A 24486-nucleotide genomic window follows, 5' to 3' on the forward strand; every position below is an offset into this window, starting at 1 on the left:
ATCAAATTTTGGTGTGGTTATACCAAAGAGTTAAGGGCATAAAAGTCATTGAAACTTTTCTCATAATTTTTTGTTTGTTTTATTTTTTTAGCTTGTGTTAAGTTATCAATAAGAAGCTTCATAAAATTAGGAGTTCATTACAGTGTCAACCAATACGCAAAAAGGTCTCTACCAATTACATTTGGAGGGCAATGTATTGTGCGTAGAGATGAATAGTGTTTGGTCAAAAGGCACAGTTAAAAAAGTATTAGAGGAAACCCAACAACTGGTTGCTGGTATTAAACATCAACCTTGGGCTGCGGTAGTTGATTTGCGCAATTGGATCATGCCAACCTTTGAAGCTGTCGAAGGCTTTCAGTTAATATACGATTGGTGTGCGGCGAACAATCAAACTCACGAAGTCACAATATGCCGCTTTGAGATGCAGAAAAATATTATTGGTGATGTGTCTAACTACGATATAGAACATCAATTTTATACTCAAAATATTGAGGATGCCGAACAATGGCTAGTCAGTAAGGGGTTTGTTGTTTCATTGGAATATTGGCAACAAGTTAAACAACAAAACTCATCTTGAAAATCTACGTATCATTATTCATTGTTGTTGCATGTGTGCTAGTGAGTTGCGAACGAACTCATGTTAATGACAACATTACCAAAACCTATGGCCTGCCAGATAACAGTTCAGAATACCAAAAGCTCAAAACACGGCAGCCTGAAAGCCTCAGCGACCAAGCTCTCTATAATCGTGTACTGACGTTATGGAATACAGCTTACCGTGAATTAAAACTGCCTACTTCAAAGGGTACTGCACATATCATTGTCTCTGGACCTGCCGATGGCCTACCTGTTGTTTTACTTCATGGCATGAGTGCAGACTCTACTATGTGGTACCCAAATATTAAGGCGTTATCAATAAACCACAGAGTGTATGCGATTGATGATATTTTAGGACCTGGAAAATCAGAATGGGATCATGACGAAGAGTCACTCGAAATACTTATCTCTTGGTATTTCGAAATATTTGACGTCCTAAAACTGCAAAAACCAACCCTTATTGGTGCGTCACAAGGCGGCTGGATCGCAACTAATTTAGCCTTGGCAAAGCCGCATCGCGTGAAAAAACTCATATTGCTTAGTCCAGCGCAAACGTTCACTTGGTTAGAGCCCAGCCTTGGTATTTTATCCAACCTACTATATGCAATAAATCCTCAGCGTGAAGGGTTGCGTAATAACTTAGCGACTCTATCGAGCAATGTAGACGGAATTGAACAAATGTATATTGATCATTTTTTCAGAACTATCACTACCGCATCTACATCGCCTTTGCTAATGGACATGAAACCATTCGACGAAACGCAATTGTCGTCGCTTGTTATGCCAGTGTTATTCTTAGCAGGAGACCATGATCTTTTTAATAATCAGCAAAGTGTCGATCGCGCCATTAAAATTTTACCTAAGGTACAAGCGGAAATCATTACCGATAGCGGGCACTTTATTAACGTGGATCAAGCGAGTTTAGTAAATGAAAAGATATTGACGTTTATCTCCGAGCATCACAAATAGCAAGAATTGGACTGGTAAAACTTCACAAAACTTACAACCGTTCATAACAATGAAAAATTCTACTTTTGTTCATTAGTGGGTACACTGCAGTTACGTTAAATTTCTGTTGAATTTGGGGAGAATTAAAAATGTTTAGTCATGTAATGTTAGGCGCGAATGATATTCAAGAATCGAAAAAGTTTTACGATGCGGTCTTAGGCGCATTAGGCTACGATGAGGGTACAATTGATCCTAAAGGTCGTTGTTTTTACTTTACTAAAACTGGCGTATTTGGTTTAAGTTTGCCAATTAACGGAGAGTCAGCTACTCACGGAAATGGCAGTACTTTGGGTTTTGCCATTGAAAACGAAGAGCAGGGCTTGGCATGGCATGCTGCGGGTCTAGCAAATGGTGGTACCGCCTGTGAAGATCCTCCTGGAGTACGTGATGGTGGTACAATGAAGTTGTATTTAGCTTATCTTCGCGATCCTGCCGGCAATAAAATATGTGCTATGAAACGTGTCGAGTAATTATAGTTAGACGATTTGCAATTAATCACATGTCGCATAAATGAGTGGTCACTTGTTTATGCGACTTGGATTAATTTAATGGAGAGCAATTACAAGTGATAAACCAGCAATGGGCACTGGATTCTAGTAAGGAGTGTAACTCTGGCGACATTGAAAAAGTTCTTGTCTTGTATAACGACAATTTTACTATGACGTCACCTTATATAGTGCAAAGTATGGATATTTAGCGGGTAAAGGAGCAAGTGCGACCCTATTGGCAACAAGCATTAAACTCAGAGTCCACATTGCAATTCAAATTGCTGAACCTATTTTCGAGTGTTTCATCGGTTAGTGTTCATTATGAAAGTATTGGCCGAAAAGTGGTAATCGAAACCTTTGAGTTTAATCAACAGGGTAAGGTAGTAGCTGGATGTTCCAGCCACATTATTTAAGCCAAGTATAACTGCGTCAATCATTCAGCAGAGCATTGCTAATTTGATACTGGAATACGCTTAGCACCAAAGATTAACAAGCCCGCACCTAAATACATCACCAAGCCATAAACGCCAGCTGCAATGGCATAATCGGGGCGATCTAGAAAGGTGATGGCAATTAATATCGCCATCGAACTATTTTGTACGCCAACCTCAATACCAAGTGTTACGCAGTCTCGTTTGACTAATCTAAATAGCAAACCCAACAGTAAACCAGTGACTATGGCTAGTAGGTTAAGTGATAAGGCTGCTTCAGATACTAAAACAAATGAATCAACCAAATTTTCACGTTCTTGGTAGGTAATAGCTACAATCATTAACACTAAAAATGCAGTAGAGAGGTGCCTAAAAAAAGCCTCGCTTCGGTTCGCAAATGCAGAAAATTTATGTCTGATCAAGATACCGATAAGTACCGGTATTAAAGTAATAAAAATAAGACCTAATGTAGTACTTAGCAAAGAAAATGATTCAGTTTCGGTTTGGCTAAACTGTTCAATCGCAAAACGAATAATAAGTGGAGTAGTGATAACACATATTAAGGTAGTGACAGCGGTTAAGCTCACTGACAACGCCAAATTTGCTCTAGCTAACTGACTAAGAATATTTGAGCTAGTGCCTCCGGGGCAGGCGGCTAATATCATGATGCCTACGGCCAAATGTTCAGAAAGGTTAAATGTAATCGCAATACCGTATGCCAATAGAGGTAATAACAGCAGTTGTCCAAACAAACCTACTGCAACGGGTTTAGGCTCTTTTCCTAATTCTAAAAAATCTTGTTTGGTGAGGCTTAAACCCATTCCAAACATAATCAGTGCCAACACCAGTGGCATGATGACTTGGGTTAAAAAAGAATCCGTCATTGAAGATGTGTTCCTGATAATAATAAAAAGTGGCTCGAGCTATGGAGTCAGCCCCATGGCATAACGGTGTGTGAATTAACTCATTTTGGCTAACTGACTAAGCGGTGCAATTCGCGCTAAATACCTAAACAAGGCCCACGGCCATTTAGGCACAAAACTGTTGGCGACTTCTTTTTCAATGTCTTTAACCATGGCTTTGCAACCTGTTTCTAAGTCAACAATAAATGGCACAGCTTTTACTTTTTCATTAATTTCAGTACGGATAAAACCAGGGTGCACAGTTGTCACTTTTATTGGGGTATTACGCACATCAATGCGGATCCCTTCGCTTAAAGAGCTCAGAGCGGCTTTTGTGGCAGCATATACTGTCATTGCTCTTTGCGCGCCGCGTATCGCACTCACAGAAGATATTGTCACTAAATGGCCGGCGTTTTGGTTGCGGAATATTTCCATTGCTACTTCACATTGAGCTATCGCTGAGACGAAATTAGTGACTGCAGTTTGTTTATTGGCATGAAAATATCCGGTGCCAATCGACGCCCCTTTGCCCATTCCAGCATTAACAATGACACGGTCCAAACTACCTAAATCCTCTGCAAAGGCTTTAATTACCTCAAATACTTGGTCATGGTCGTTTACATCAAGGGAGCGAATAAACACTTTAATGTCAGGGTTAATTTCTAATAGTTCTTGTTTAAGTGATTCTAGGTTTTCCATTCTTCTAGCACATAAGGCTAAGTTTCGGCCTAATTTAGCAAACTCAATAGCCATGCCTTTGCCTAACCCTGAACTCGCTCCAGTAATTAAGATATTTTGTCTGATCATAGTGTTCTCTTATTATTGTTTGATTAATTACCCCTTGGGAATACAAAAGCGGGGTGTTGTTAACTGCTAATGGCCTTACTTAGCTAATAGCTTCTATTGTCAAATTTCTTATTAGTTCGCATGCTTTATTGGTGTTTACTTGTACGTAAGAAGACCTTTGTTGTTGCCCTCAAATGCACTGTGTTCGTTGAGTGTGGACAAAATCACTGCTTTCTTGGTGTTAATGAGTTTAGTAATACCACAGTTCACTAAAGTCCAGTTAAGGGTCATTAGATTGTTTGCGGGGACGCCCAAAAGAGCCTGAGATAATAATGCTATTGGGCCACCAGAGGTGAATACCGCCACATTTTTTTCATCTTTTAGGTTATTCACTAGGTTAGCCAAAGCCGATTGTATTCTTGCCTGATAAACAGGCCAAGATTCAATGTAGTCGTCATTATGCAAACTACTTATCCAGCGATTAAAGGCCTGTGCAATAACTTGTTCTAAGGCTTTGTGCGGATTGTCTTGGCGACTAACATACTCTCTTACACCAGCAGCTGTGGCCAACTCGGGATTAAATTGTGCGAGTATGTCTTGATGGTCATATTCGTTCCATTTTGCATCCTGTTGCTGTGCAACATCGGCTTGCCCTAATGCTGTTAGGCAGCCGGTTGCCGTTTGTTGATGGCGTTGCATGCTGCCACGCACTACTTTGTCAAAGCCTGCTAATCTGGCTTTAAAGCTATTCCCAAGGTGGATGGCTTGTTGTTCGCCTAGTTCAGATAAACAATCATACTCGGCCTTACCAAAAGACGCTTGGCCATGCCTAATGAGATAAATTGCGGTCATTTTTAGAATCCTTTAACGTTTACCTTTGATGGCTTTACGACATTGCCACAGCAAATAATGTACGAAGAACCAGATGTTTTTAAAGGCCGGATTATCGGTTTGCTTGTGGTGATAACGGTAGTAAATCTGCTGGGCAATTGCCGCCAACCTGAACAAACCATACACTTCATAAAAAGCGAAATTTTCCACTTTAAATCCGGTTTTCTTGAGGTAATAGTCAATGACTTCTTTGCGGCTCAACATGCCTGGTAAATGAGTCGGTTGACGGCGTGTTGATTTCGCGAGCTTATCGTCATCTGCTTGTACCCAATAGGCCAAACTATTGCCTAAGTCCATTAACGGATCGCCAAGTGTGGCAAGCTCCCAATCTAATACACCCAAAATTTTGGTTGGGTCATTTACATCTAATACTAAATTATCAAACCTGAAGTCGTTATGGGTTAAACAAATATGTTCATGACTAGGCATATTGTTTCTAAGCCAATTCATGACATAATTACCGCTGGGAACGTTCCACGTTTTGGCTTTAGTATATCGGGCACTCCAACCTTCAATTTGACGTTGAGTGTAACCGTTGCCTTTGGCCAAATGACTGAGTCCTGCGGCTTGGTAATCGACTTGATGTAACTCAATTAGACTATCTAACGCGTTTAAACATAGTTGCTTTGTGGTTTGTGGCTCTAGCTTGAAACCTTTTGGCAGGTTTTTTCTTGGTATTAATCCGTTGAGTTTTTCCATGACGTAAAACTCGGCGCCTAATACTGATTCGTCTTCGCAATGGCCTAACATTTCTGGCACATAGGAATACACCGGTTTTAACGCGGCTTGTAAGCGATATTCACGGCCCATATCGTGTGCACCTTTGGCTTTTGTTCCTGCAGGCGCGCGGCGTAAAATAACGTCGCGGTTAGTTCCATTTTTGTCTGTATAAGTTAAACAGTATGTCCAGTTAGATGCCCCGCCAGAATATTGAGTCACCATGGGTTGGCCTTTTAGGCTAGGAATATTACTTTCAATCCAAGGGATTAACTTTGTTAAGTTAAGTTCTTCACCTTTCCTTACTTGGCCAGCGGTGTCTATCACCTGTTGATTGGTTGAGTTGGACTTAGAATCAGGCATCGGGTCTAGGCCTAAAGTTTCGTAATTGCCTTTTCATCATGGCTAAATAACGCATTGGTGTTAACCAGCGTTTTAAACGAAAAGCTGCTCGCCCGTCTTTATGGGTAACCGTCATAAATTTTAAATTTTCACTGTCTTGATAAATCGCTTCTGCTACCTGAGCTGCAGTGATGTCGGATGAACTGTGAAGCATTTTACTCACAAGTTTTGCCACCCCAGGCTGTTTACTGCGAAGTGATTCATCAAGGTTGGTTGAAAAGAAACCGGGACAAGCCACACTGACATGGATATTGTCGTGAGTGAGCTCTAAATGCATGGTTTCTGAAAAACTGACCACAGCGGCTTTACTGGCGTTGTAACTACCCATCAGAGGTGCAGGCGTGATCCCCGCTTGTGACGCGATATTCACAATTTTCCCCGCGCCTTGCTGCTTCATCATAGGTACAAAGGCACGGCACATTCGTACCATACCTAATACGTTAATATTGATTACCCATTGCCACTGTTCAATGTCTTCAAACTCTAAAGCACCCCCAGTTGCGACACCGGCGTTATTCACCAAAACATCAATTTTATTCCAACAAGATTGAAGTTGTTGTTTTAGAGATTCGATGTCAGAGTCGTTAGTGATGTCACAACGCAAAAAGAATGCTTTTCCTTGCGCATTATTGATGGCTTCTACCACCTTATTACCACGTTCGTGGTTGAGATCGGCGATACAGACTTCAAAATTTTGTTTGGCATAATGTAATGCCAGCGCTTCACCTAAACCTGAAGCGCCACCGGTTATCAGTACGGTTTGCATCATTGGTACTTCTTCAGCTCTAGACGAGCAACCATACCTTTATGCACTTCGTCTGGGCCATCAGCCAAACGTAAGGCACGGGCACCAGCTGCAAATCGAGCAAGGGGGAAATCATCACACATACCGGCTCCACCATGAATTTGGATCGCCATATCAACCACTTCTTCTAACATTTTTGGCACTGCAACTTTAATGGCAGATATGTCCACCATGGCATTTTTAACGCCTACGTTGTCAATTTTCCAAGCGGCTTGTAAGGTTAATAAACGAGCTTGCTCAATAGCGATTCGCGCTTCTGCTACACGTTCACGGTTACCACCTAACATCATTAGCGGTTTGCCAAAAGCAGTACGCGACATGCCCCGCTGCATAGCCAATTCTAAGGCTTTTTCAGCACCACCGATTGAACGCATACAATGATGTATACGGCCTGGACCTAGGCGACCTTGTGCAATGGCAAATCCTTTGCCCATGCCTACTAGTAAGTTTTCTTTAGGTACCCGTACATTAGTGAAATGCATTTCACCATGGCCAGATGGTGCATCGTAGTCACCGAAAGCTTGTAACATACGTTTAATTTCAATCCCAGGAGTATCAAGAGGTACAACAACCATGCTGTGCTGGCTGTGTTTATCATTTTCAGGGTTAGATAGAGCCATAAAAATAGCAATTTTAGCGTTAGGATGTCCTAAGCCGGTTGACCACCATTTTTTGCCATTGAGCACTAACTCATCACCGTCTGATTCAACTGTAGCTTGCATATTAGTGGCGTCAGACGAGGCAACGTCTGGCTCGGTCATTCCAAATACGGAACGTATTTCGCCAGCTAACAAAGGTTTGAGCCACTTTTCTTGTTGGTATTCGTTACCAAAGTGATAAAGCACTTCCATATTGCCAGTATCTGGGGCATTACAATTAAAAATTTCAGAGGCAAATAATACTCGGCCCATTTCTTCTGCAAGAGGCGCATATTCTAATGTAGTTAAACCTTTACCTAACTTGTCATCAGGTAAAAACAGATTCCAAAGTCCGGCTTCTTGGGCTTTTTTCTTTAGCGGTTCAATTAACGGATGGGCTTGCCAATTTTTCCAATTACCATCGGGATTGAGTTCAAGAGTTTCAGTATAAATTTGTTCTTCAACTGGATAAACGTGTTCATCCATAAAGGCTCTAACACGTTCGATATAACCTTGTGTTTTTTCGCTGTGGTTAAAATCCATAATAGTGACTCCAAAGTAGGGGTAAATGAAACTTAACGCTAGCATAGTCTCTTTATTTGATTGAATGAAATGAAAAATACTATATGGTTAGTGTGAATTTAATTCATTGGGTTGAAAATGGCAGACGTATCAAAAATTCAGCATCTTGACCTTAATTTACTTAAGGTGTTTGAGAGTATTTATCATGAGCAAAATATGTCTCGGGCGGCCGACGTATTACATATTACTCCCTCGGCGGTGAGTCATGCGTTAAAGAGATTGCGAGAGTATTTAGGTGATCCACTTTTTCAGCGAAGCAATAATCGCATGTTACCTACGCCTGCTTGCCAGCGTATGGCGCCACAGATAATTGACAATCTAACGAGGTTACGACAAATACTTCAGCACTGGGGGGAGTTTCAACCCTTCAACAGTCAACATCATTTTCGTTTGGGGATTCATTACGCTCTCGAACCCTCCATTTTACCAAGGTTAGCTAAAAAGTTGGCTGAGTTAGCGCCCAAAGCAACGTTTTCTAGTGTCAAAGTGGATAGAGAAAATTTAACCAGAGAGCTAGGGGCAGGGCATATTGATATGGCATTTGATGTGGCGTTGCCAATTAAACCTCCGGTATTGCATACCAAACTAATTGACGGAGAGTTTTGTGTATTAATGCGTAAAGGACATCCTCTAGAAAATAACTTAACTCAAAATAATTACTTTGCTGCCAAACATATTGGTGTGTCCAACCGCCCAAGTGGTGATGCGGCAGAGGATATTTTGTTTCAACAGCAGGGGCTTTCAAGAGATATCAGTATTCGTTGTCAAAATTACTATGCTGCAAAAGCCATGTTGATCGAATCTGATTTTCTATTAACCGTACCCTATATGTTGAGCAAGGAGTTGCTGGCAGATTCAAAAAGGCCCAATGATTTAACTGAGGTGTCTATGCCTGTGCGCCTCACCAATATTGAAACCCACCTTTACTGGCATAAAAACACCCAAGATGATGAGGCTTTAAGCTGGTTTAGGGGAGTGGTGCAGTCAATGTTTGAAACATTCTAAGTTGTAATAAAATACGGATTAAGTAAATTTTTCAGCTGTGTTTTAAGACCATATCCTTAATTTTTATGGCTTTTTCAAAATGATCTAATTGATGAGTGGCAATCCACCATGTGGCGGCTTCCATTAGTAGTTCGGGATCGTCGTTTGTGTTGGCGAAAAAGGCATAGAACGATAAACCTACAGATGGTCCTTTTGTTGCTATTTTTTTATCGCACACTTCGATGATTTTGTTACGCAGCGAATCTCTCATGATTGGGATACAGTCTTGATATGGGAGAAGGGAAGTTATGAGGCATATCCTATGCCTCATAACTTGTATTTTAGTTTTGTTAAAACCTAAAAGATGCAATGTTTGGCAAAGTCTTTGCCTTCTGTTGCTGTCCAATCTGCTTTAGGCTTTTCTTTCATGTCTGCGCACCATTCTTCACTACCGATTTCTGGAGCACAACCACTTAAAAATAATGCGACGGCAAAAACACCAATTAACTTTTTCATAAATTACTATTCCTTAAAATTGCAAACAAAGTTCTTAAATTAAATTTTAATGTTTAGCATAAAAGAATTTGTTTATGGAGTACAGAGACCATAAGCTAGTCTAGTGTTTATTTAATTGTTGTTTTAACCTTTGTTATTGCGCCTGTTAGTTTGGTTTGAACAGGTGAAAATCGAAAAGAGCCACTTACCTTGCTTAGTATTGTAATTCCTACCTTAAATGAATCTAAAACTGGTTACTTGGCTAAAATTCTTAGCACATACCATGGTTTAGCAAATATTGAGATCATTTGTGTAGACGGTGGTAGTCACGATAATACTGTTTCGCTAATTCAGCAGTTTAATACTCGCCTAATTAAAACAGATATTGATTCTCGGGCTGGGCGTCTAAATATAGGGGTTAAGCAAGCTAAATTTAACATGGTACTGCTACATCATCCTCGCAGTTTATTAGATGTTGCGGCCATTGAAGACTTAGTTAGTTCAGCAACAACAATAAAATGGGGGGCGTTTACTCACCAGTTCGATATTCAACATCCGCTATTAACTTTTACTTCTTGGTATTCGAATCGAATTCGTGGTGATTGGCGGGAGATATTTTATTTGGACCATTGTTTATTTGCCCAGAAACAGTTGTTGCTTGATGTAGGACTGATTCCAGACATCGATATTTTTGAAGATACAGAAATTTGTTTGAGACTTAAGCGCAAAGCGAGGCCAGTTAGGCTACCCCACATCAGTCGAACCTCTGCCATTCGTTTTCAAACCAATGGGATCTTGAGTCAGGCGCTTAAGAACCAATATATGAAGTGGCGTTACTATTTTAGAAGCTCTGATAAAAACATGAATGCCCATTACGAAAAGGGTATGGATTTAAATACTAAGTATAAAAAATAACCCAAAAATAAGGCTGATTTGAACGCAGAAATTGTTAATATGTTCAAGGCACAATAAGTTTGCATTCTGTTCATACAGCTTAAGTTAAGGAAGATATGGCTGCCCTAGAAAAATTTCACATGGCTATTTGGTCAAAAACGCTATCCATCGCCTTGTTCAGCGTGACTATGTTGTTATTTTTGCCGCTGATTTATCATTTTGGTTTGGCTTTGAAACCCGCTACCAAAACAGCAATTAATGGCCACGCCACAATTGAGTCCGCTGATTTTTTACAAAGAAAAACTCTCGCATTAGATGGACAGTGGTTATTTTATTGGAAGCAACTACTTGAGCCCGAACAAATACAAAAGTCGGAGGGTAAGTCGACTTTCATCCAAGGACATGGCGGCTGGCAATCCTCAAATAATAATCAACACTATGGTGCTATTGGATTTGCTACCTATCATTTAGAGGTTGAATTAGAGTTTGGTGCGAGCAATTTGGCTCTACAAATACCGCAAATTGAAAGTGCCTATAGTGTTTATATAGACAAACAACTTATGGCATCAGGGGGCGCGGCGTCAGATACCGAATTATCTGGAAAGCCCGGTTATAACACTGCCATTGTAAGAATTCCTGAAGGTCTTAAACAGTTTACGATAACGATACAAGTCTCAAATTATCATTCAAGCTGGGGTGGGTTATGGGCACCAATCGTTTTGGGGGATGCTGATGCTTTACATACCTTACAACGAGACAAAGTGGCACTAAGCCTTTTTATTATGGGAGCCTTGCTAATAACGGCGATCCACTCTTTGATTCAATTTTTTGTACGGCCAACAGACAACATTCCTCTGGTATATACTTGCTTGTGTTTACTACTTTTTCTTAGGGAATTTACGGTTGAACACATGAGTTTTGCATTGTCATCACTCGCTGGTGGTTTTGTTTTGATAACTAAGTTAAATTTCTTGAGTTTTTATGCTGGCATTCCAATCGCGCTGTATTTTTTTCATCTGAGCTTCAGTGAAGAGTTCCACCACAAATTTTGCCGTTTTATCTATGTGCTGAGTATGTTGTTTTCAGCCTACATTTTATTTTTCCCGACCCGTTATTTTGGCGTCCCTTTAATTATGTATGAAGTGATCGCGGTGTTCGTGATGCTTTATATCTTACAACGTGTTTGGGTTGCAACTAGGCATAAGCAGCGTGGCGCAGGCGTCTTATTGATTGGCTCGTTGATCGCTTTTTCCTTTGCTCTCAATGATATATTAAATGCTTCTGGTGTGATTACAACTGGCCGATTTTTTAGTCTTGGAATTATTGGTTTTATTATGTCGCAGAGTTTTGTGACAAATAATCGTTATAATCAATTGAGTAGTAACAATGAAACACTGACAGATAAGCTTAAAGAGCGAAATGCCGATTTAATGTTAATGAGTGAACTGTTGGAGACAAAAGTTGAACAGCGAACCCGACAACTTAAGTTGGCTAATAAAGAACTTAAGGCTTTGGCTAATAATGACCCTCTTACGAATACATACAATCGACATGGTTTACAACAATACATACAGGCGGCTTTTGAGCGCTATCGTCGCTCCCAAGAGTGTTTTTGTATCCTACTGATTGATTACGATCATTTTAAAGAAATTAATGATAGTTACGGCCATGATGTGGGCGATATTGTGTTGATTACCGGAGCAGATCTAATTAAGTCCGGCATTCGGGAACAAGATAAACTAGCACGCTGGGGAGGGGAGGAGTTTTTGGTTTTGCTACCTAACACGGACCTAAAAGGTGCATTTGAAATCGCCAATAAACTTAAGGATGCAATTTGTGCCTACCCGATAGGCCAACCTGTAGGTGTGAAAGTATCGGTAAGTGGCGGGATCGCTGAGGTCCAGAAGGATGATACCTTCGAAACATTGTTTAAACGGGCCGATGATGCATTGTATCAAGGTAAACAGAACGGAAGAAATCAAATACGTAGTTAGCCCGTAACGGGCTATAAACCATTTAACATGTCACGCAATTTTTTGTCCGCCAACTCAGATGGCGATAAGGATTCATCTTGTTGCGTTGCTTCTGGAAGCTCGTCGCCAAATAAGGCTGCTAAATCAGCTTTGGCTTGAGCCGATTTTTGTTTGTCTAGGTTACTAGTTGATTTGTTACTGGGTTTGAAATAGTCGCAAAAGTTAGCTTTTTCGGTAACACTGATATGTTCGGCTCGTTCTTCCTGGCAACGCTGGCTAACAAAATAAACGCACATCTTGCAAACATGTTGATCTGCTTTACAGTTGTCACATTCTTCTCGTCGTGACATTGGCTGGAGAACGTTTACCAATGGTTTTGTGCATTTCCAACAAACAAATTCAGTAGACATAACTTCGAGTGCTCACTAAAACTGGTCAAACATAATTGAGTTTCCATCTGGATCTTTTAATACACAATGGGTCGGTCCAGATTCGCCTTGTGTTGGGGTATCGATGACAATGCCATTGTCTAACAAATGTTTTTCAATTGCTCTTACATTTGTAGGGTTAAATGTGAGAATGTTGGACTCGAACATTCCTTCAAATATTCCAATCACTGTGGTGTCTTTCTGTAAAATTAACCATTTATCTTCGATTGAGCCACATTGAGGGTGGGCCTTAAATCCTAGGGTTTCATAAAACGTTTTTGATTTATTAATATCTTTGACACTAAGGCTAACTGAAAACTGACCTAACTCCATTGGAGCCTCCTTATGTTTGGGTAGTCGCTTGTTTCTGAGATGTACGAAATGCAATTGCACTTACTACAGAAAACAATAGTCCAATAATAAACACAGTGGCAAACATCACTGCCGATTGCGTAAGGTTACTACTCATCAATTCGCTATATCGAGCTAATTCTTCGAGCTGTTGTTCAATACTAAGGGGGTCAAGATCACTGTCGCGAATTTGTTGTTCTGAATATTGTATATAAGTAGTAGTGAACTCTGGATTGATAAATTCTAAATATACCCAGTTATATGCTGCAAAAATGCTCGCGGCAAAAAAACTGATGCCTAAACCCACATTAAAGCCAACTATAAAACCTAATGGAGCAGGCGCGATGTTTCGTTTGAATTCTTTGATCCCCATTACCACAGCTAGCGAACTGATAATCATCACGCTATAGCCAACAATTTCACCTTTTGTGAAATTATCTGGACTGGTTCCTAACAATAAGTGTGACAGGTAAAAACTGATTACCAGCGCTAACCCATATAAAAATCCAAAGCGAATAATAGAACTCATGCTGCTAGCCTGTATTGAGATTGGAAAATCTAACTGTATGTTATTTATGTGGAAAATAAAGCTTTTGTAGGGGTGAAAATCGGGTGAGTTTGAAAATATAAGTGATTTACATTGATCAGTAATTTGCTACAAGACTTCGTCCTTGAAGTCTTCTGAAGTATTCAAGTTAGTCGTGATTAACAGAGCCAATGCTGTGGATGCTTAAGTCGGCACCTTTAAACTCTTCTTCTTCCGATAGTCGTATGGTTGTGACTTTATTAACTACTCCATATACAACTAGACCACCTATTAACGCGATAAGTATACCGGCAATGGTGCCAATAACTTGTGCTGTAAAAGAGACGCCACCCAGACCACCTAATGACTCAAGACCAAATATACCCGCGGCAATACCGCCCCACGCACCACAAACGCCATGCAAAGGCCATACGCCTAACACATCATCAATTTTTTTGGTTTGCTGCATGATGGTAAACAGTTTTACGAAAATCCACCCTGCAATTAAGCCTACAAATAAAGAGCCAATGGGATGCATCACGTCTGAACCAGCACATACGGCCACTAAACCCGCTAACGGTCCGTTATGAATAAACCCAGGATCATTTTTACCGAACCATAAGGCCGCTAAAATACCTCCGACCATAGCCATTAACGAGTTCATCGCGACTAAACCACTGATCCCGTCCATGCTTTGCGCCGACATGACGTTAAAACCAAACCAACCAATGCATAATATCCATGTCCCTAAAGCAAGAAATGGAATATTGGATGGGGCAAAGGCAATGAGTCTGTTGTCTTTTTCCCTGCCTCTTCGTAATCCTAAAAAGTAAACACCCACTAACGCTAACCATCCTCCCATACCGTGCACCACAACGGAGCCGGCAAAATCATGGAAACTCGCCCCTGTAGTTTGTTGTAACCAAGCTTGAAAACCATAGTTACCGTTCCAAATTAATCCTTCAAAAAACGGATATACCACAGAAACAATGAGTGCAGAGGCAATTAAAAATGGATAAAACCTAGCTCTTTCGGCAATGCCACCGGAAATAATTGCAGGTATAGCTGCGGCAAAGGTCATTAGGAAAAAGAATTTTACTAAGTCATAACCGTTGTTGGATGCAAGCGTTTGGGCACTGTTAAAAAAAGTTACGTCGTAAGCTATCCAATACCCGATGAAGAAGTAGGCAATGCATGAAACTGCGAAGTCGGTAATAATTTTAACTAAGGCATTAACCTGATTTTTATGTCTGACTGTACCCACTTCTAAAAATGCAAAACCAGCGTGCATGGCAAAAACCATGATTGCACCTATAAGTAAGAAGTATGTATTAGAACTATGTACCAGTGTTTCAACGGCACTATTAATATCTTGCATGTGGGCTCTCAATTTATAATTAGAATAATTTTTCTGGAAGTACTAGGTTTATTAACGTTAAACCTTTTATATGGCGTCTTCGCCTTCTTCTGAGGTGCGAATACGTATGGCGCGCTCTACGTTAAAGACAAATATTTTACCGTCACCAATTTTGCCAGTATTAGCCTTAGTGGTAATCACTTCAATACACCGCTCAACTTGATCATCAGCCAGTACAATCTCAAGTTTCATTTTAGGTAAAAAGTCTACCTTGTACTCAGCCCCACGATAGGTTTCGGTATGTCCTTTTTGGCGGCCATAACCTTTTACCTCTGTTACTGTTAACCCTAATATTCCGGCTTCTGTTAAGGCTTCTCGCACATCCTCAAGTTTAAATGGTTTAATTATGGCTTCTATCTTCTTCAATTTTTTATGCTCCATATTGTAAAAATTGACATATATTACAGAAGCATAACGAACAGGTGAGGCAGTCTTTAGAACGAAATAAGATAAATAATTATTTTTAGTTAACACCTGATTAACACTTGGTTGATGTTCTCTAGTGTTCTAATTAAGACTCAATGAGCTTTAACTGTTTTGCTTTGGCAACCGCTTCGCTGCGATTTTTCACTAATAATTTGCGGTAAACTGATTTTAAGTGGGTTTTGATCGTATTAACTGAAAGAAACGAGGCATCGGCTAATTGTTGATTGGTTAACCCTTGCGCTAAACCCCGGAGCAGTGTCAGTTCTTTGATTGTTAATATAGGTGGAGCCGCTTTTTTGACCCTAAGGCTTAAACGCCACCATAAACAAGTCGTCGCCACCCCTAAAAACAAGAAAAAGCAGGCAATAATACCAATATATAATTGTTGATTCAGTCGGAAGGAAAAGACTTGGTACTCGAGTGTTTTGATGCATACCAGTGCAAAAGCTAACAGTGTTCCATACCGGATCACTAAGGGGATGGTTGTAATTTGTTGCCGCAGATTTTGAAAGTGTTTTTTCATATTTAGACTTTTTTTGAGTGAACAGAGTGTCTCAGACAATCATTCAAGGGTAAACCTCTAAGGGTAAATAATGAATTAGTCACACTAGATAGACTGTCATCAGGGGACATGAAATAATTGCACCGCTATTGAAAATAGCGTCACATTATAAAAGGCAACTAAAAATAGATGAGTAATTTAAAACGCATACAATTGATATTGGTTATTTGTTTGATCAGTATAGGAATTGATCAAGGTACTAAGTGGTATGCCTCTGAGTATTTACCCAAATTTGAGATGACTAGTTATTGGGGAGACTTGTTACGTATTGGTTATATCGAAAATACCGGTGCTTTTTTAGGCATGGGAAGTGGGATGTCAGACACGGCCAAGTTTTGGATATTTGTGTGTGCAGTAGGTTTGATTCTTGCCGCTTTGTTGGTTTATATTTTAAGAACAAAAACCCATACAGCATTTGGTTTATCTTCGTTAATTCTTATTTTTTCTGGCGGAATTAGTAATTTTTACGATAGGGCGCTTAATAATGGCGCAGTGATTGATTTTTTAAATATTGGAATTGGATCTGTAAGAACTGGGATCTTTAACGTAGCTGATATGGCAATTATGCTAGGGGTCTTTTTATTATTGTTTGCCAAAGATAGAAAAGCTGATTCTAAGGTGTAAAAGTCAGGTGGTAAACAACACTCAATCCGCTAAGTCAGGGGTGTATCAATCACCCTTATCAAAACTTTTTGCCCGCCAGCAGCCTAAAGTGAAAGCTAAAAAGGGTATGGCAAATTTGCTACTTACCTATGCCGAGCACGACAACGAAAGAATTGCAGATCTTTTAGGTCGTTGGATAGACGATAAGAAATAGTGTCAATTAGGTTGTAGTGGTTATCGGCTTGACTCAAATATTTGATGAAAATGACTAATCCCTATGAATTAGTAAGGTTTGTGAATATATAGTTAAAGTACGAGCGTGTCTTAGACCGATAAAATGGCAATTGTTGTTGTTGAACGTATTTTCTCATTACAAATTGGCATATAGTGAGCCTATTGGATAGCTAGATTAGTTGTGTATCTAGACGAGTTTAATTCCGCTAGTTAAAAAGGATTGCCAGCGTTTTATGTCTATAGTTAAAAATAATCGGATTACCCTGGTATCTCGCTTTACATCCATATTACTATTTTTGGCTTTCATGGTGATATTTGCTCCGATAATCGCGCACTTTGGACACGCATTAAGCCCAGCAGAAAAAAACGCCGAAAAAGGTGAGGTATTTCTAGAAATCTCTCACTTTGAAGAAGATAACAAAGTGGCATTGACCCATGGTTGGATGTTTTTCGAAAGCCAATTGCTGCTGCCTCATGAAGTTGCCGGCTTGCGTCAACAAGCTAACTTTATTCAAGGGGTGAATGGTTGGAAGTTTAAGGGGCAAAAAGGCAACCACTTGAATGGTTTCGGCACCTATCATTTGACTATTCATCTACCCACAGAAAAACCCAATTTAGCCATAAAAATTCCTCAGATAGAATCTGCATATCGACTCTATATTGATGACAACCTTGTTGCCCGAGGCGGTCAAGTCTCAGATGTAAAATCTACCGCTAAACCTGGCTACAACAGCAAAATTATTTTAGTACCCAATAGTAAAGATAGTTTTACGTTAACGATACAAGTGTCAAGTTACCATACCGCTTGGGGCGGATTGTGGACACCAATTGTGATTGGCAATGCTGATGATATGTTTGCTACTCAGCGCGACCTTGTTGCCCTGAGTATGTTTATTCTTGGGGTGCTAACCATCACAGCGGCTTTCTATTTAATTCAATTTTACCTGCGACCGACTGAGAAAGTGCCGTTAGTGTTTGCCTGTTTATGTGCGTTGTTATTACTTCGGGAGTTTACTAACGAACATATGCTGTTTGTTTTACAGTTTTTAGGCGTCAATTTTGTCGCAACTGTAAGAATGAATTATTTAACCTTTTATCTCGGTGTTCCAACCGTTTTGTATTTTATGCAGCTGTGTTTTCCGCAAATCTTTAAGGAAAAAGTCACTAGAGTTTGTTATTTAATTTCCGGGATTTTTTCAGTATTTGTACTAGTTGGTCCAACACAAGTTATTGGTTATTCGTTATTGAGTTATCAAGCTTATTGTCTTGTGATCGCACTCTATTTGATTGTCTGTTTGTGCATCGCTAGCTTAAAAAAATTACCTGCAGCAAAAATGATGTTGCTTGGATGCCTGATTCTGAGTATTTTTGCTATTAACGATATTCTCTTTGAGATGGATTTATTAGCAACAGGACGTTTCTTTAGTTTAGGTATAGTGGGATTTATATTATGTCAGGGTTATGTAATCAATAACCATTTTAACCAAGTACGCAGTCGCAACGAAGCGTTGTCTGAGCAATTGCAGCAACGTAACAATGAATTACTGCAACTAGGTTCTGAGTTGGAATCAAAAGTTGAACAACGTACTCGTGAGTTAGAAAAGGCTAATAGTGAATTACAGACCTTAGCCGATTTTGACCAATTAACCGGCTCTCTTAATCGTCATGGTATGCAGAAGTATTTACAATCTTCATTTGAACGATTGCGCCGCTCAAATGAGCCAAGCAGTATTGTGTTATTCGACTTTGACAATTTTAAGAATATTAATGACTCTTATGGTCACAATAATGGCGATAAAATATTAAAGTCAGCGGTTACCATAACCAAAGAATTGATCAGAGAGCAAGATAAGATAGCAAGATGGGGAGGAGAAGAGTTTCTGGTTTTACTACCCGACACTGAAATTAACGGTGCCCTGGCTATTGCAGAAAAGTTGCGTTTGGCAATTGACGAGCAACTATCCAATAGCATAGCTGCAGAAGTGCCAGTCACCATTACAGCGGGTGTGGCACAATTTCAACATAACGAGATTTTTGAAATTTTGTTTAAAAGAGCAGACAACGCCATGTATAAAGGCAAACGTATGGGTCGAAACTGCGTACAGAGTTAGTGGTGTTGGAGATTAAGTTTGCGCAGCCTTTTAATGATTTTCTTAGTTTTTTAGACCTGGGTGTTTTGGCGGATTAAATTATGATAAATGTGGTGTAATCGGTCTAATTCCTCGCGGTCAATGTGAGGGTTCTGCAGAAGTGCTTGAATACTTTGATCTAGTTGGTATAAGGTCTCACGTATGGCTCCGTTTGGTACTAAACTTTGCATCCAAGTGATGGCGGCTAATCGCTGGCCTTTAGTCACTGGGGTCACTTTATGTAAGCTACTTGATGGGTACAATATTGCATCGCCCGCCTGACCTTTAAAACGCTGTTCACCAAATTCTGTTTGAATAACTAATTCGCCACCTTGGTAGGTATCCGGATCAGATAAAAATGTGGTCATCGACATATCTGAACGTAAAACATCTTGGCTATTCGGCATACGCATAATGGCAGCATCGACGTGAAAACCGTAGGTTTCACCTGTTGTGTAACGGTTAAAAGCGGGGGGAAATATTCTGTGGGGTAACGCGGCCGACACCAACTTTGGATTGGCACCAAAAATACCTAATAGTTGGTTGGTTAATTGTTTAACTTTGTCATCATCAGGATTGGCTTGAGCGTTTTGTTTTACGGAAGACGCCATTCCCATTGCAGTTGTTTTACCATCAAGCCATGGTACATGATTAAGGCTATCTCTGAAGCTAGTGACCTGTGCCTCAGATAATAATTGCTTAATAATGACCATGGCTAATTTCCTTACTGACTAATTAAAACTCGTATGTGAGGGTAGCGCGAACCGTGCGACCGTCACCTAAATACATAAATGCGCCTGAACGATAGGCTGCTGTCCAATATTCTTTATCGGCTATGTTACCGATATTAAGTCTTAAGGTCATATTTTCAGTGGCATTATAGTTAGCAAATAGGTTGACCACATTGTAACTAGGTACCACTATGCTGTAATCACCTAGCTCAGCATTGTAACCCGCTGCTGAGTCTGGCTGCCCACCGAACATTTCGCTTTTGTAGGTAAAATCACCACCAAAGGCGAATTTTTCTGTAGGTTGGTAGCGCAACTGCAAATAAAAGCTGTCTTCAGCAAAGTTACTTAGAGCTAGACCCACATTTTCCGCTGTATAGGATTCTAATACTTCAGATTCCATGGTTGAGGCACTAATTTGTACGCTCAATGTTTCTGTTACATTACCGTTAAGAGCGAATTCAATACCGTCTACACGGTTCTTACCCGTGTTTAATGTACCTAAGGTAGAATAGTCATCACCCACACTTTCCATGACATCAGATTTGGTCATTTGGAACCAAGTCGCGGCTAGAAATAGGCGTTCGTCCAAAAATTCCCACTTTGTACCAAGTTCAATGTTTTCCACTAACTCAGGGTCGGCTACTGAAGCTTGGTCGGGATCGCCACATAAGCCGCCATAACCACAACTAGAACCCACGTCAGATTCACCACCATTGATATTAGTGGCTGTGGCGTAAGTCGCATAAACGTTGCCGTGCTCAGCGACACTATAAACTAGGCCTAAGTGTCCATTGTAGAAGTCATCTTTATAAGCATAATCTAAAGGTGTACCGCGACTAACTACATCATTGCTGTAATCAATACTATCAACACGGACCCCAAAAAATATCTGCCAATCTTCACTGATTTGTGCAGTATCCATTACATAAGCCGAAATGGTTGATGCGTCAAACAATGAATCTGAGCTGCCTTGCGAAAATGTGCGACCAATGATTTGTGAAGGGTTGGCATACATCTCGGTGTTTTCATCTAACAAACAATAACCTTCACTTACTCCATTTCTGCCAGATGTGGCACAATTAGTTGGGTTATTGTAGGTAATATCATAGGTCCCGTTAGTTACTTGCTCATCGGTAAATTCAATGCCGAACACTAAGTCATGTTCAATTTCACCGGTTGTCACGTCCCATAAGAAGTTAAATTGTGTGGCGAAATATTCAATTTCTTGCCAACCTTGGTGTGTACTTAAGCCAATACTTGCAACATTGGGAGCCAATGTATCTTCTTCGGCTCTAACGTTGCCTCGCGCACCTGTTGAGATATAACCGTTTTCTGTTTCACCGTAACGGGTGGCATTGTAAAACTTGAAGTTTTCGTTGATGTCATATTCAGTTCTGACCGTAAAGGCCATAATTTCTGAATCAAGAAAATCTTCGTCTTGAGCGTAAACAGGAATATCTTCTACAGGTTTACGTGTGTCTGAGTCAAAATAGCTACCTAAATCAGGGGTATCTTCGCTTTCAAGGTAATAGAAATCAGAAAATACTCGCAGATCATTAGTATTGTCATATAGACCTGATAACAACACGCCGTCTCTACTTCTTTCTATGCCATCTCTGTTTGGCGCTTCCTCGCTCGCGGTTAATAAGTTGATTCGTGCCGCAAAATTTTCGGTTAGCGGTTTATTGTAATCAACCACCACTCGATTGTAGTCATCGGTGCCAAGTGAGGCGTCAACACGTCCAAAGTCATAAGCTGTTGACGCTTTTTTGGTGATACTATTTACCGCACCTCCCGAAGAACCTCGACCTGCAAAGGTAGAGCTTGGACCTTTCGTTATTTCAATTTGTTCCGCTGAGAAACTCTCTCGGGTAGACATGCCGGGGTCTCGTAAACCGTCAACAAAAACATCTGAACGAGCTTCGTGACCGCGAATAATATATCGGTCGCCAAAGGCATTACCATTTTCGCCCGTACCCAGTGTCACACCAGCTTGCGAAGATAAAATTTCTTTTAAATCGCTGCGACCTGATTCATCAATTTGGTCTTTAGTTAATACCGTAATAGTTTGTGGGATATCAAATAATTCAGCCTGACGCCTAATATCACCAGAATGATCAACTTTATAAATAGAATTTCTGACACCGTGGATCCTGATTAACTCCATTTCTTCTTGGGAGCAATTTGTCTCCTCGCATTGAGTCGTTTCGTCATTTGCCAGTGCATTGGTTGACGATAAAGCTAAGGTCGTAAGTAAGGCAGCAGAGCCCAATTGTAAAGGAGAATGTTTGTGTTTAGACATGAGTTTTGTGTTCCCAGATAATTATTCGGGGAGATACTAACTCAATGAATACACCAACGCAAATGATAGTTATTATCATTTGCGTTGGTAATGTTATTTATAATTCTTTCTTTTTATATAGGTAAATAAGTGACAATCAAGTAAGTGGCTCGCCATCAAATTTTAGCCCAGACCAACCTGTTGTTATGAAGTGACGAATATTGAGGTGATCTTCGCCCATTGGGTTGGTTAATACATCGTCTCGATAATAACTTCCAAACAACGCTAGAGTTTGGTTTTCATTTAATTGCTTTAGTTTTGCAAAATAAAAGATCTTACAGGAGCCCTCATTACTGCCCGCTGGATTTATCAAAGTACCATTTGTAAAGCGAGTAGGTGTGTAGGCATAGTCCCGATTAATTAACGCTATGACTTCTTGAAAATCAATTGAGTCGGTGGCGTGACGTAACTGTAACAATAAGTCGTTTATGCTCATAAAAAATTCCTGATTTAATTCAATTTATTGAACAACTGAGAGTCGCTATAGGGTTATTAAGGTTGCAAGGTAGACAGCTAATTTGCGGTTAAGGCAACGGTTATTTTACAGTCGATATGTTTCAGCACTTTATTAACTAGGGCAGGTATTTCAATCTTTGAGGGGGGATTGTGCGAAGAAACTGATATTAGGATATCACAATCTTCTAAAACCACTTGTTGGCGTACAAAATAGATATTCAGATCGTTGATGTTGTCTAACATTTCAGTTAATGCAACCACACCAGTAAAGCTATCGTTGTTGTGGTTGGCATGATAAATCGCCCCTGTGATTTCTCTGGTAAGGGTAATCCCTTGCAATTTATTCAAATTCAAAAAGCGAAAAGAAACCTGTGTCTTAATGATTAACACCTTAATTTAAACGGTAATAGACATAACTTAGAGCTCAAAATATAGCTTTATTCCAGCTAACGTATTGGTGGTCGCCACTGCCGCTAGAATAAGCCCCATGACTCTACTCACTACACTTGCACCGCTGCTACCTATCAAGCGGTTTATAAAGTTTGATGCAAGCATCAATATATACACAATAACCAATACTAATAACATCATACTGACAGTTTGCATTTGCTCCAAAATATTAAAGCGAGAATTCTCAGTTAGAATAACCGCTCCAAGCATGGCTCCAGGGCTTGCGATTGAGGGCACCGCTAAAGGGAAAATTGCGGTATCGCTGTGGGTTTCGGCAAGTTTTACTTCAGAGTCAGGTTTACTCTCGCCAAATATCATAGATAGAGCGAATAGGAATAAAACGATGCCGCCTGCTATTTGAAAAGCACTAAGTGGTATACCCATAGCAGTTAATATAAGCTCACCCGCCACAACAAAAAATATCAACATGGCGGCTGAAGTTAAGGTCGCATACAAAGCGATTTTACGGCGCGCCGCGTTGTCAAACTTCTGGGTCACGGCAATAAAAACAGGTACAGTGCCAATAGGGTCGATAACTGCAAAGAAGAAAATAAAGGTAGCTAAAAAATCAATCATAAATCGGAACCTCCAAAGGCGTGTGGCGCGTAGTTAATTCTTTGTACCTATTTAATTTTCTTAAGAAGGATTGTACAAAGTGCTGGGTACAATAAGATTTTGCAAATGTCCTCTAGGAATTGATTGGTAAGTATCTTATCAAAATAGTTGCTTTAACTGAAATTGAATACTTAATTAACCGCAGAGCAAAGGAACAAAAATTCAAAAATTACAGTAATTTCGCTCCCAAATTAGGTAACCTAATGCGAGAGTTAACAAAAATATTCGAATTAATGAACGTATGCATTTCTTAAAAACAGGACAGATATGAAAGTTGTCATTGGGAAGTTTAGTCATGAACCTTTTCATGCATTGTCAAAAAAAGACCTGAGTTTGTTATTAAAACTCGTGCCAAAAGAATGGATAAAACAGGTATCTAGCGTTGTTTTAAGCTCGAAGATATTTAACAAAACCAAGTTACCCCATCCAATAGAATATAAAGTGACAACTCAACAGCTATGTATTTATTCTAGAGGCCTAGGGCGCGAGGAGATTGCCAGACAGCTACTGTGTGAATTAGCCATATTGGGTGAGCCAAAAGAACAAGCTAATTCTGATAGAGCACCCGAACTAGCTAGTCTGATAAAGCCGTTTATGGATAAATTTTTGAAAACTAAAGTGTGA

Annotated in this window: 29 protein-coding genes; 10 read left to right on the plus strand and 19 right to left on the minus strand. The window is 40.0% G+C overall.

Features of this window, described 5'->3' with window-relative positions; genetic code table 11:
- The first annotated feature begins 142 nt into the window (after nt 1–142).
- The 3 genes from KO534_RS11585 (at nt 143) to KO534_RS11595 (ending at nt 2075) form a co-directional block, all read left to right on the plus strand.
- Entirely contained in the window at nt 143–577 is a 435-nt protein-coding gene (locus KO534_RS11585; RefSeq protein WP_215929817.1) for a hypothetical protein, read from the plus strand.
- A 41-nt stretch (nt 578–618) separates the two neighbouring features.
- Complete coding sequence (locus tag KO534_RS11590) at nt 619–1566, plus strand: alpha/beta fold hydrolase (RefSeq protein WP_354667929.1); 948 nt, start codon at nt 619–621, stop codon at nt 1564–1566.
- A gap of 128 nt (nt 1567–1694) precedes the next feature.
- Complete coding sequence (locus tag KO534_RS11595; protein ID WP_215929819.1) at nt 1695–2075, plus strand: VOC family protein; 381 nt, start codon at nt 1695–1697, stop codon at nt 2073–2075.
- Between the two features lie 469 nt (nt 2076–2544).
- On the opposite strand, the gene KO534_RS11600 is transcribed toward KO534_RS11595, so the two are convergent.
- The 6 genes from KO534_RS11600 to KO534_RS11625 form a co-directional block, all read right to left on the minus strand.
- A complete protein-coding gene (locus tag KO534_RS11600; RefSeq protein WP_215929820.1) occupies nt 2545–3408 on the minus strand; it encodes a bile acid:sodium symporter family protein in 864 nt (287 codons plus the stop codon).
- Nucleotides 3409–3483: 75 nt separating this feature from the next.
- The gene (locus KO534_RS11605) at nt 3484–4233 is read right to left on the minus strand and encodes an SDR family oxidoreductase (RefSeq protein WP_215929821.1); all 750 of its coding nucleotides are present in this window, start codon (nt 4231–4233) and stop codon (nt 3484–3486) included.
- Nucleotides 4234–4368: 135 nt separating this feature from the next.
- Complete coding sequence (locus tag KO534_RS11610; RefSeq protein ID WP_215929822.1) at nt 4369–5064, minus strand: histidine phosphatase family protein; 696 nt, start codon at nt 5062–5064, stop codon at nt 4369–4371.
- Nucleotides 5065–5076: 12 nt separating this feature from the next.
- Nucleotides 5077–6183: a phosphotransferase family protein gene (locus KO534_RS11615; RefSeq protein WP_215929823.1), complete on the minus strand. Its 1107-nt coding sequence runs from the start codon at nt 6181–6183 to the stop codon at nt 5077–5079.
- A complete protein-coding gene (locus KO534_RS11620; RefSeq protein ID WP_215930030.1) occupies nt 6176–6988 on the minus strand; it encodes an SDR family oxidoreductase in 813 nt (270 codons plus the stop codon). The genes KO534_RS11615 and KO534_RS11620 overlap by 8 nt, the downstream gene beginning before the upstream one ends.
- Entirely contained in the window at nt 6988–8208 is a 1221-nt protein-coding gene (locus tag KO534_RS11625) for an acyl-CoA dehydrogenase family protein (protein WP_215929824.1), read from the minus strand. Before KO534_RS11625 ends, KO534_RS11620 begins: the two co-directional genes overlap by 1 nt.
- Nucleotides 8209–8325: 117 nt before the next feature.
- On the opposite strand from KO534_RS11625, the gene KO534_RS11630 reads away from it, so the two are divergent.
- A complete protein-coding gene (locus KO534_RS11630) occupies nt 8326–9252 on the plus strand; it encodes a LysR family transcriptional regulator (protein ID WP_215929825.1) in 927 nt (308 codons plus the stop codon).
- 31 nt (nt 9253–9283) lie between these two features.
- Here the strand turns inward: KO534_RS11630 and KO534_RS11635 are convergent, their stop codons facing one another.
- On the minus strand, nt 9284–9502 hold the full coding sequence (locus KO534_RS11635) for a DUF6500 family protein (RefSeq protein WP_215929826.1): 219 nt from the start codon (nt 9500–9502) through the stop codon (nt 9284–9286).
- 86 nt (nt 9503–9588) lie between these two features.
- Nucleotides 9589–9747 carry a DUF3012 domain-containing protein gene (locus tag KO534_RS11640; RefSeq protein ID WP_215929827.1) on the minus strand — a complete coding sequence of 53 codons (159 nt, stop codon included), beginning with the start codon at nt 9745–9747 and terminating at the stop codon, nt 9589–9591.
- Nucleotides 9748–9936: 189 nt separating this feature from the next.
- On the opposite strand from KO534_RS11640, the gene KO534_RS11645 reads away from it, so the two are divergent.
- On the plus strand, nt 9937–10641 hold the full coding sequence (locus KO534_RS11645; protein WP_215929828.1) for a glycosyltransferase: 705 nt from the start codon (nt 9937–9939) through the stop codon (nt 10639–10641).
- 95 nt (nt 10642–10736) lie between these two features.
- Entirely contained in the window at nt 10737–12614 is a 1878-nt protein-coding gene (locus KO534_RS11650; RefSeq protein WP_215929829.1) for a sensor domain-containing diguanylate cyclase, read from the plus strand.
- Between the two features lie 11 nt (nt 12615–12625).
- Here the strand turns inward: KO534_RS11650 and KO534_RS11655 are convergent, their stop codons facing one another.
- From KO534_RS11655 to KO534_RS11680, 6 genes are all read right to left on the minus strand, one after another.
- On the minus strand, nt 12626–12943 hold the full coding sequence (locus KO534_RS11655; RefSeq protein ID WP_252732102.1) for a hypothetical protein: 318 nt from the start codon (nt 12941–12943) through the stop codon (nt 12626–12628).
- Between the two features lie 75 nt (nt 12944–13018).
- The gene (locus KO534_RS11660) at nt 13019–13354 is read right to left on the minus strand and encodes a VOC family protein (RefSeq protein ID WP_215929830.1); all 336 of its coding nucleotides are present in this window, start codon (nt 13352–13354) and stop codon (nt 13019–13021) included.
- Nucleotides 13355–13364: 10 nt separating this feature from the next.
- On the minus strand, nt 13365–13901 hold the full coding sequence (locus tag KO534_RS11665) for a DUF4199 domain-containing protein (RefSeq protein WP_215929831.1): 537 nt from the start codon (nt 13899–13901) through the stop codon (nt 13365–13367).
- 166 nt (nt 13902–14067) lie between these two features.
- Entirely contained in the window at nt 14068–15276 is a 1209-nt protein-coding gene (locus KO534_RS11670; protein ID WP_215929832.1) for an ammonium transporter, read from the minus strand.
- Between the two features lie 66 nt (nt 15277–15342).
- Entirely contained in the window at nt 15343–15681 is a 339-nt protein-coding gene (locus KO534_RS11675; RefSeq protein ID WP_215929833.1) for a P-II family nitrogen regulator, read from the minus strand.
- Nucleotides 15682–15826: 145 nt separating this feature from the next.
- Nucleotides 15827–16264: a response regulator transcription factor gene (locus KO534_RS11680; protein ID WP_215929834.1), complete on the minus strand. Its 438-nt coding sequence runs from the start codon at nt 16262–16264 to the stop codon at nt 15827–15829.
- A 168-nt stretch (nt 16265–16432) separates the two neighbouring features.
- Here KO534_RS11680 and lspA point away from each other — a divergent pair, with 168 nt between their 5' ends.
- The 3 genes from lspA to KO534_RS11695 all read left to right on the plus strand — a co-directional run bounded on the left by lspA (nt 16433) and on the right by KO534_RS11695 (nt 19251).
- Nucleotides 16433–16927 carry a signal peptidase II gene (gene lspA / locus KO534_RS11685; protein ID WP_215929835.1) on the plus strand — a complete coding sequence of 165 codons (495 nt, stop codon included), beginning with the start codon at nt 16433–16435 and terminating at the stop codon, nt 16925–16927.
- Nucleotides 16928–16934: 7 nt separating this feature from the next.
- Nucleotides 16935–17120 carry a hypothetical protein gene (locus tag KO534_RS11690; RefSeq protein ID WP_215929836.1) on the plus strand — a complete coding sequence of 62 codons (186 nt, stop codon included), beginning with the start codon at nt 16935–16937 and terminating at the stop codon, nt 17118–17120.
- A gap of 253 nt (nt 17121–17373) precedes the next feature.
- The gene (locus tag KO534_RS11695) at nt 17374–19251 is read left to right on the plus strand and encodes a sensor domain-containing diguanylate cyclase (RefSeq protein WP_215929837.1); all 1878 of its coding nucleotides are present in this window, start codon (nt 17374–17376) and stop codon (nt 19249–19251) included.
- Nucleotides 19252–19301: 50 nt separating this feature from the next.
- Here KO534_RS11695 and KO534_RS11700 read toward each other — a convergent pair whose 3' ends face one another.
- From KO534_RS11700 to KO534_RS11720, 5 genes are all read right to left on the minus strand, one after another.
- A complete protein-coding gene (locus tag KO534_RS11700) occupies nt 19302–19982 on the minus strand; it encodes a Fe2+-dependent dioxygenase (protein WP_215929838.1) in 681 nt (226 codons plus the stop codon).
- 22 nt (nt 19983–20004) lie between these two features.
- Nucleotides 20005–22302, minus strand: a complete 2298-nt coding sequence (locus KO534_RS11705; protein ID WP_215929839.1) for a TonB-dependent receptor — start codon at nt 22300–22302, stop codon at nt 20005–20007.
- Between the two features lie 136 nt (nt 22303–22438).
- Nucleotides 22439–22777 (minus strand): HopJ type III effector protein, encoded by a 339-nt coding sequence (locus KO534_RS11710; RefSeq protein WP_215929840.1) that lies wholly within the window; start codon nt 22775–22777, stop codon nt 22439–22441.
- A gap of 77 nt (nt 22778–22854) precedes the next feature.
- Nucleotides 22855–23151, minus strand: coding sequence for a hypothetical protein (locus KO534_RS23430; protein WP_252732103.1), 297 nt, complete (start codon nt 23149–23151; stop codon nt 22855–22857).
- Nucleotides 23152–23214: 63 nt separating this feature from the next.
- Nucleotides 23215–23823 carry a MarC family protein gene (locus KO534_RS11720; RefSeq protein WP_215929841.1) on the minus strand — a complete coding sequence of 203 codons (609 nt, stop codon included), beginning with the start codon at nt 23821–23823 and terminating at the stop codon, nt 23215–23217.
- 306 nt (nt 23824–24129) lie between these two features.
- Here KO534_RS11720 and KO534_RS11725 point away from each other — a divergent pair, with 306 nt between their 5' ends.
- The gene (locus KO534_RS11725; RefSeq protein WP_215929842.1) at nt 24130–24486 is read left to right on the plus strand and encodes a hypothetical protein; all 357 of its coding nucleotides are present in this window, start codon (nt 24130–24132) and stop codon (nt 24484–24486) included.

It is taken from the genome of Paraglaciecola arctica (assembly GCF_018861065.1).
GTDB classification, from domain to species: Bacteria; Pseudomonadota; Gammaproteobacteria; order Enterobacterales; family Alteromonadaceae; genus Paraglaciecola; species Paraglaciecola arctica_B.

Coding starts and splice junctions, on each gene's coding strand:
- KO534_RS11710 (WP_215929840.1), bottom strand. CDS start 22,777: ATGAGCATAAACGACTTATTGTTACAGTTACGTCACGCCACCGACTCA.
- KO534_RS11650 (WP_215929829.1), top strand. CDS start 10,737: ATGGCTGCCCTAGAAAAATTTCACATGGCTATTTGGTCAAAAACGCTA.
- KO534_RS11595 (WP_215929819.1), top strand. CDS start 1,695: ATGTTTAGTCATGTAATGTTAGGCGCGAATGATATTCAAGAATCGAAA.
- KO534_RS11655 (WP_252732102.1), bottom strand. CDS start 12,943: ATGTCACGACGAGAAGAATGTGACAACTGTAAAGCAGATCAACATGTT.
- KO534_RS11705 (WP_215929839.1), bottom strand. CDS start 22,302: ATGTCTAAACACAAACATTCTCCTTTACAATTGGGCTCTGCTGCCTTA.
- KO534_RS11600 (WP_215929820.1), bottom strand. CDS start 3,408: ATGACGGATTCTTTTTTAACCCAAGTCATCATGCCACTGGTGTTGGCA.
- KO534_RS11695 (WP_215929837.1), top strand. CDS start 17,374: ATGTCTATAGTTAAAAATAATCGGATTACCCTGGTATCTCGCTTTACA.
- KO534_RS11700 (WP_215929838.1), bottom strand. CDS start 19,982: ATGGTCATTATTAAGCAATTATTATCTGAGGCACAGGTCACTAGCTTC.
- KO534_RS11625 (WP_215929824.1), bottom strand. CDS start 8,208: ATGGATTTTAACCACAGCGAAAAAACACAAGGTTATATCGAACGTGTT.
- KO534_RS11680 (WP_215929834.1), bottom strand. CDS start 16,264: ATGAAAAAACACTTTCAAAATCTGCGGCAACAAATTACAACCATCCCC.
- KO534_RS11615 (WP_215929823.1), bottom strand. CDS start 6,183: ATGCCTGATTCTAAGTCCAACTCAACCAATCAACAGGTGATAGACACC.
- KO534_RS11605 (WP_215929821.1), bottom strand. CDS start 4,233: ATGATCAGACAAAATATCTTAATTACTGGAGCGAGTTCAGGGTTAGGC.
- KO534_RS11665 (WP_215929831.1), bottom strand. CDS start 13,901: ATGAGTTCTATTATTCGCTTTGGATTTTTATATGGGTTAGCGCTGGTA.
- KO534_RS11720 (WP_215929841.1), bottom strand. CDS start 23,823: ATGATTGATTTTTTAGCTACCTTTATTTTCTTCTTTGCAGTTATCGAC.
- KO534_RS11620 (WP_215930030.1), bottom strand. CDS start 6,988: ATGCAAACCGTACTGATAACCGGTGGCGCTTCAGGTTTAGGTGAAGCG.
- KO534_RS11635 (WP_215929826.1), bottom strand. CDS start 9,502: ATGAGAGATTCGCTGCGTAACAAAATCATCGAAGTGTGCGATAAAAAA.
- KO534_RS11640 (WP_215929827.1), bottom strand. CDS start 9,747: ATGAAAAAGTTAATTGGTGTTTTTGCCGTCGCATTATTTTTAAGTGGT.
- KO534_RS11630 (WP_215929825.1), top strand. CDS start 8,326: ATGGCAGACGTATCAAAAATTCAGCATCTTGACCTTAATTTACTTAAG.
- KO534_RS11660 (WP_215929830.1), bottom strand. CDS start 13,354: ATGGAGTTAGGTCAGTTTTCAGTTAGCCTTAGTGTCAAAGATATTAAT.
- KO534_RS11610 (WP_215929822.1), bottom strand. CDS start 5,064: ATGACCGCAATTTATCTCATTAGGCATGGCCAAGCGTCTTTTGGTAAG.
- KO534_RS11670 (WP_215929832.1), bottom strand. CDS start 15,276: ATGCAAGATATTAATAGTGCCGTTGAAACACTGGTACATAGTTCTAAT.
- KO534_RS11725 (WP_215929842.1), top strand. CDS start 24,130: ATGAAAGTTGTCATTGGGAAGTTTAGTCATGAACCTTTTCATGCATTG.
- lspA (WP_215929835.1), top strand. CDS start 16,433: ATGAGTAATTTAAAACGCATACAATTGATATTGGTTATTTGTTTGATC.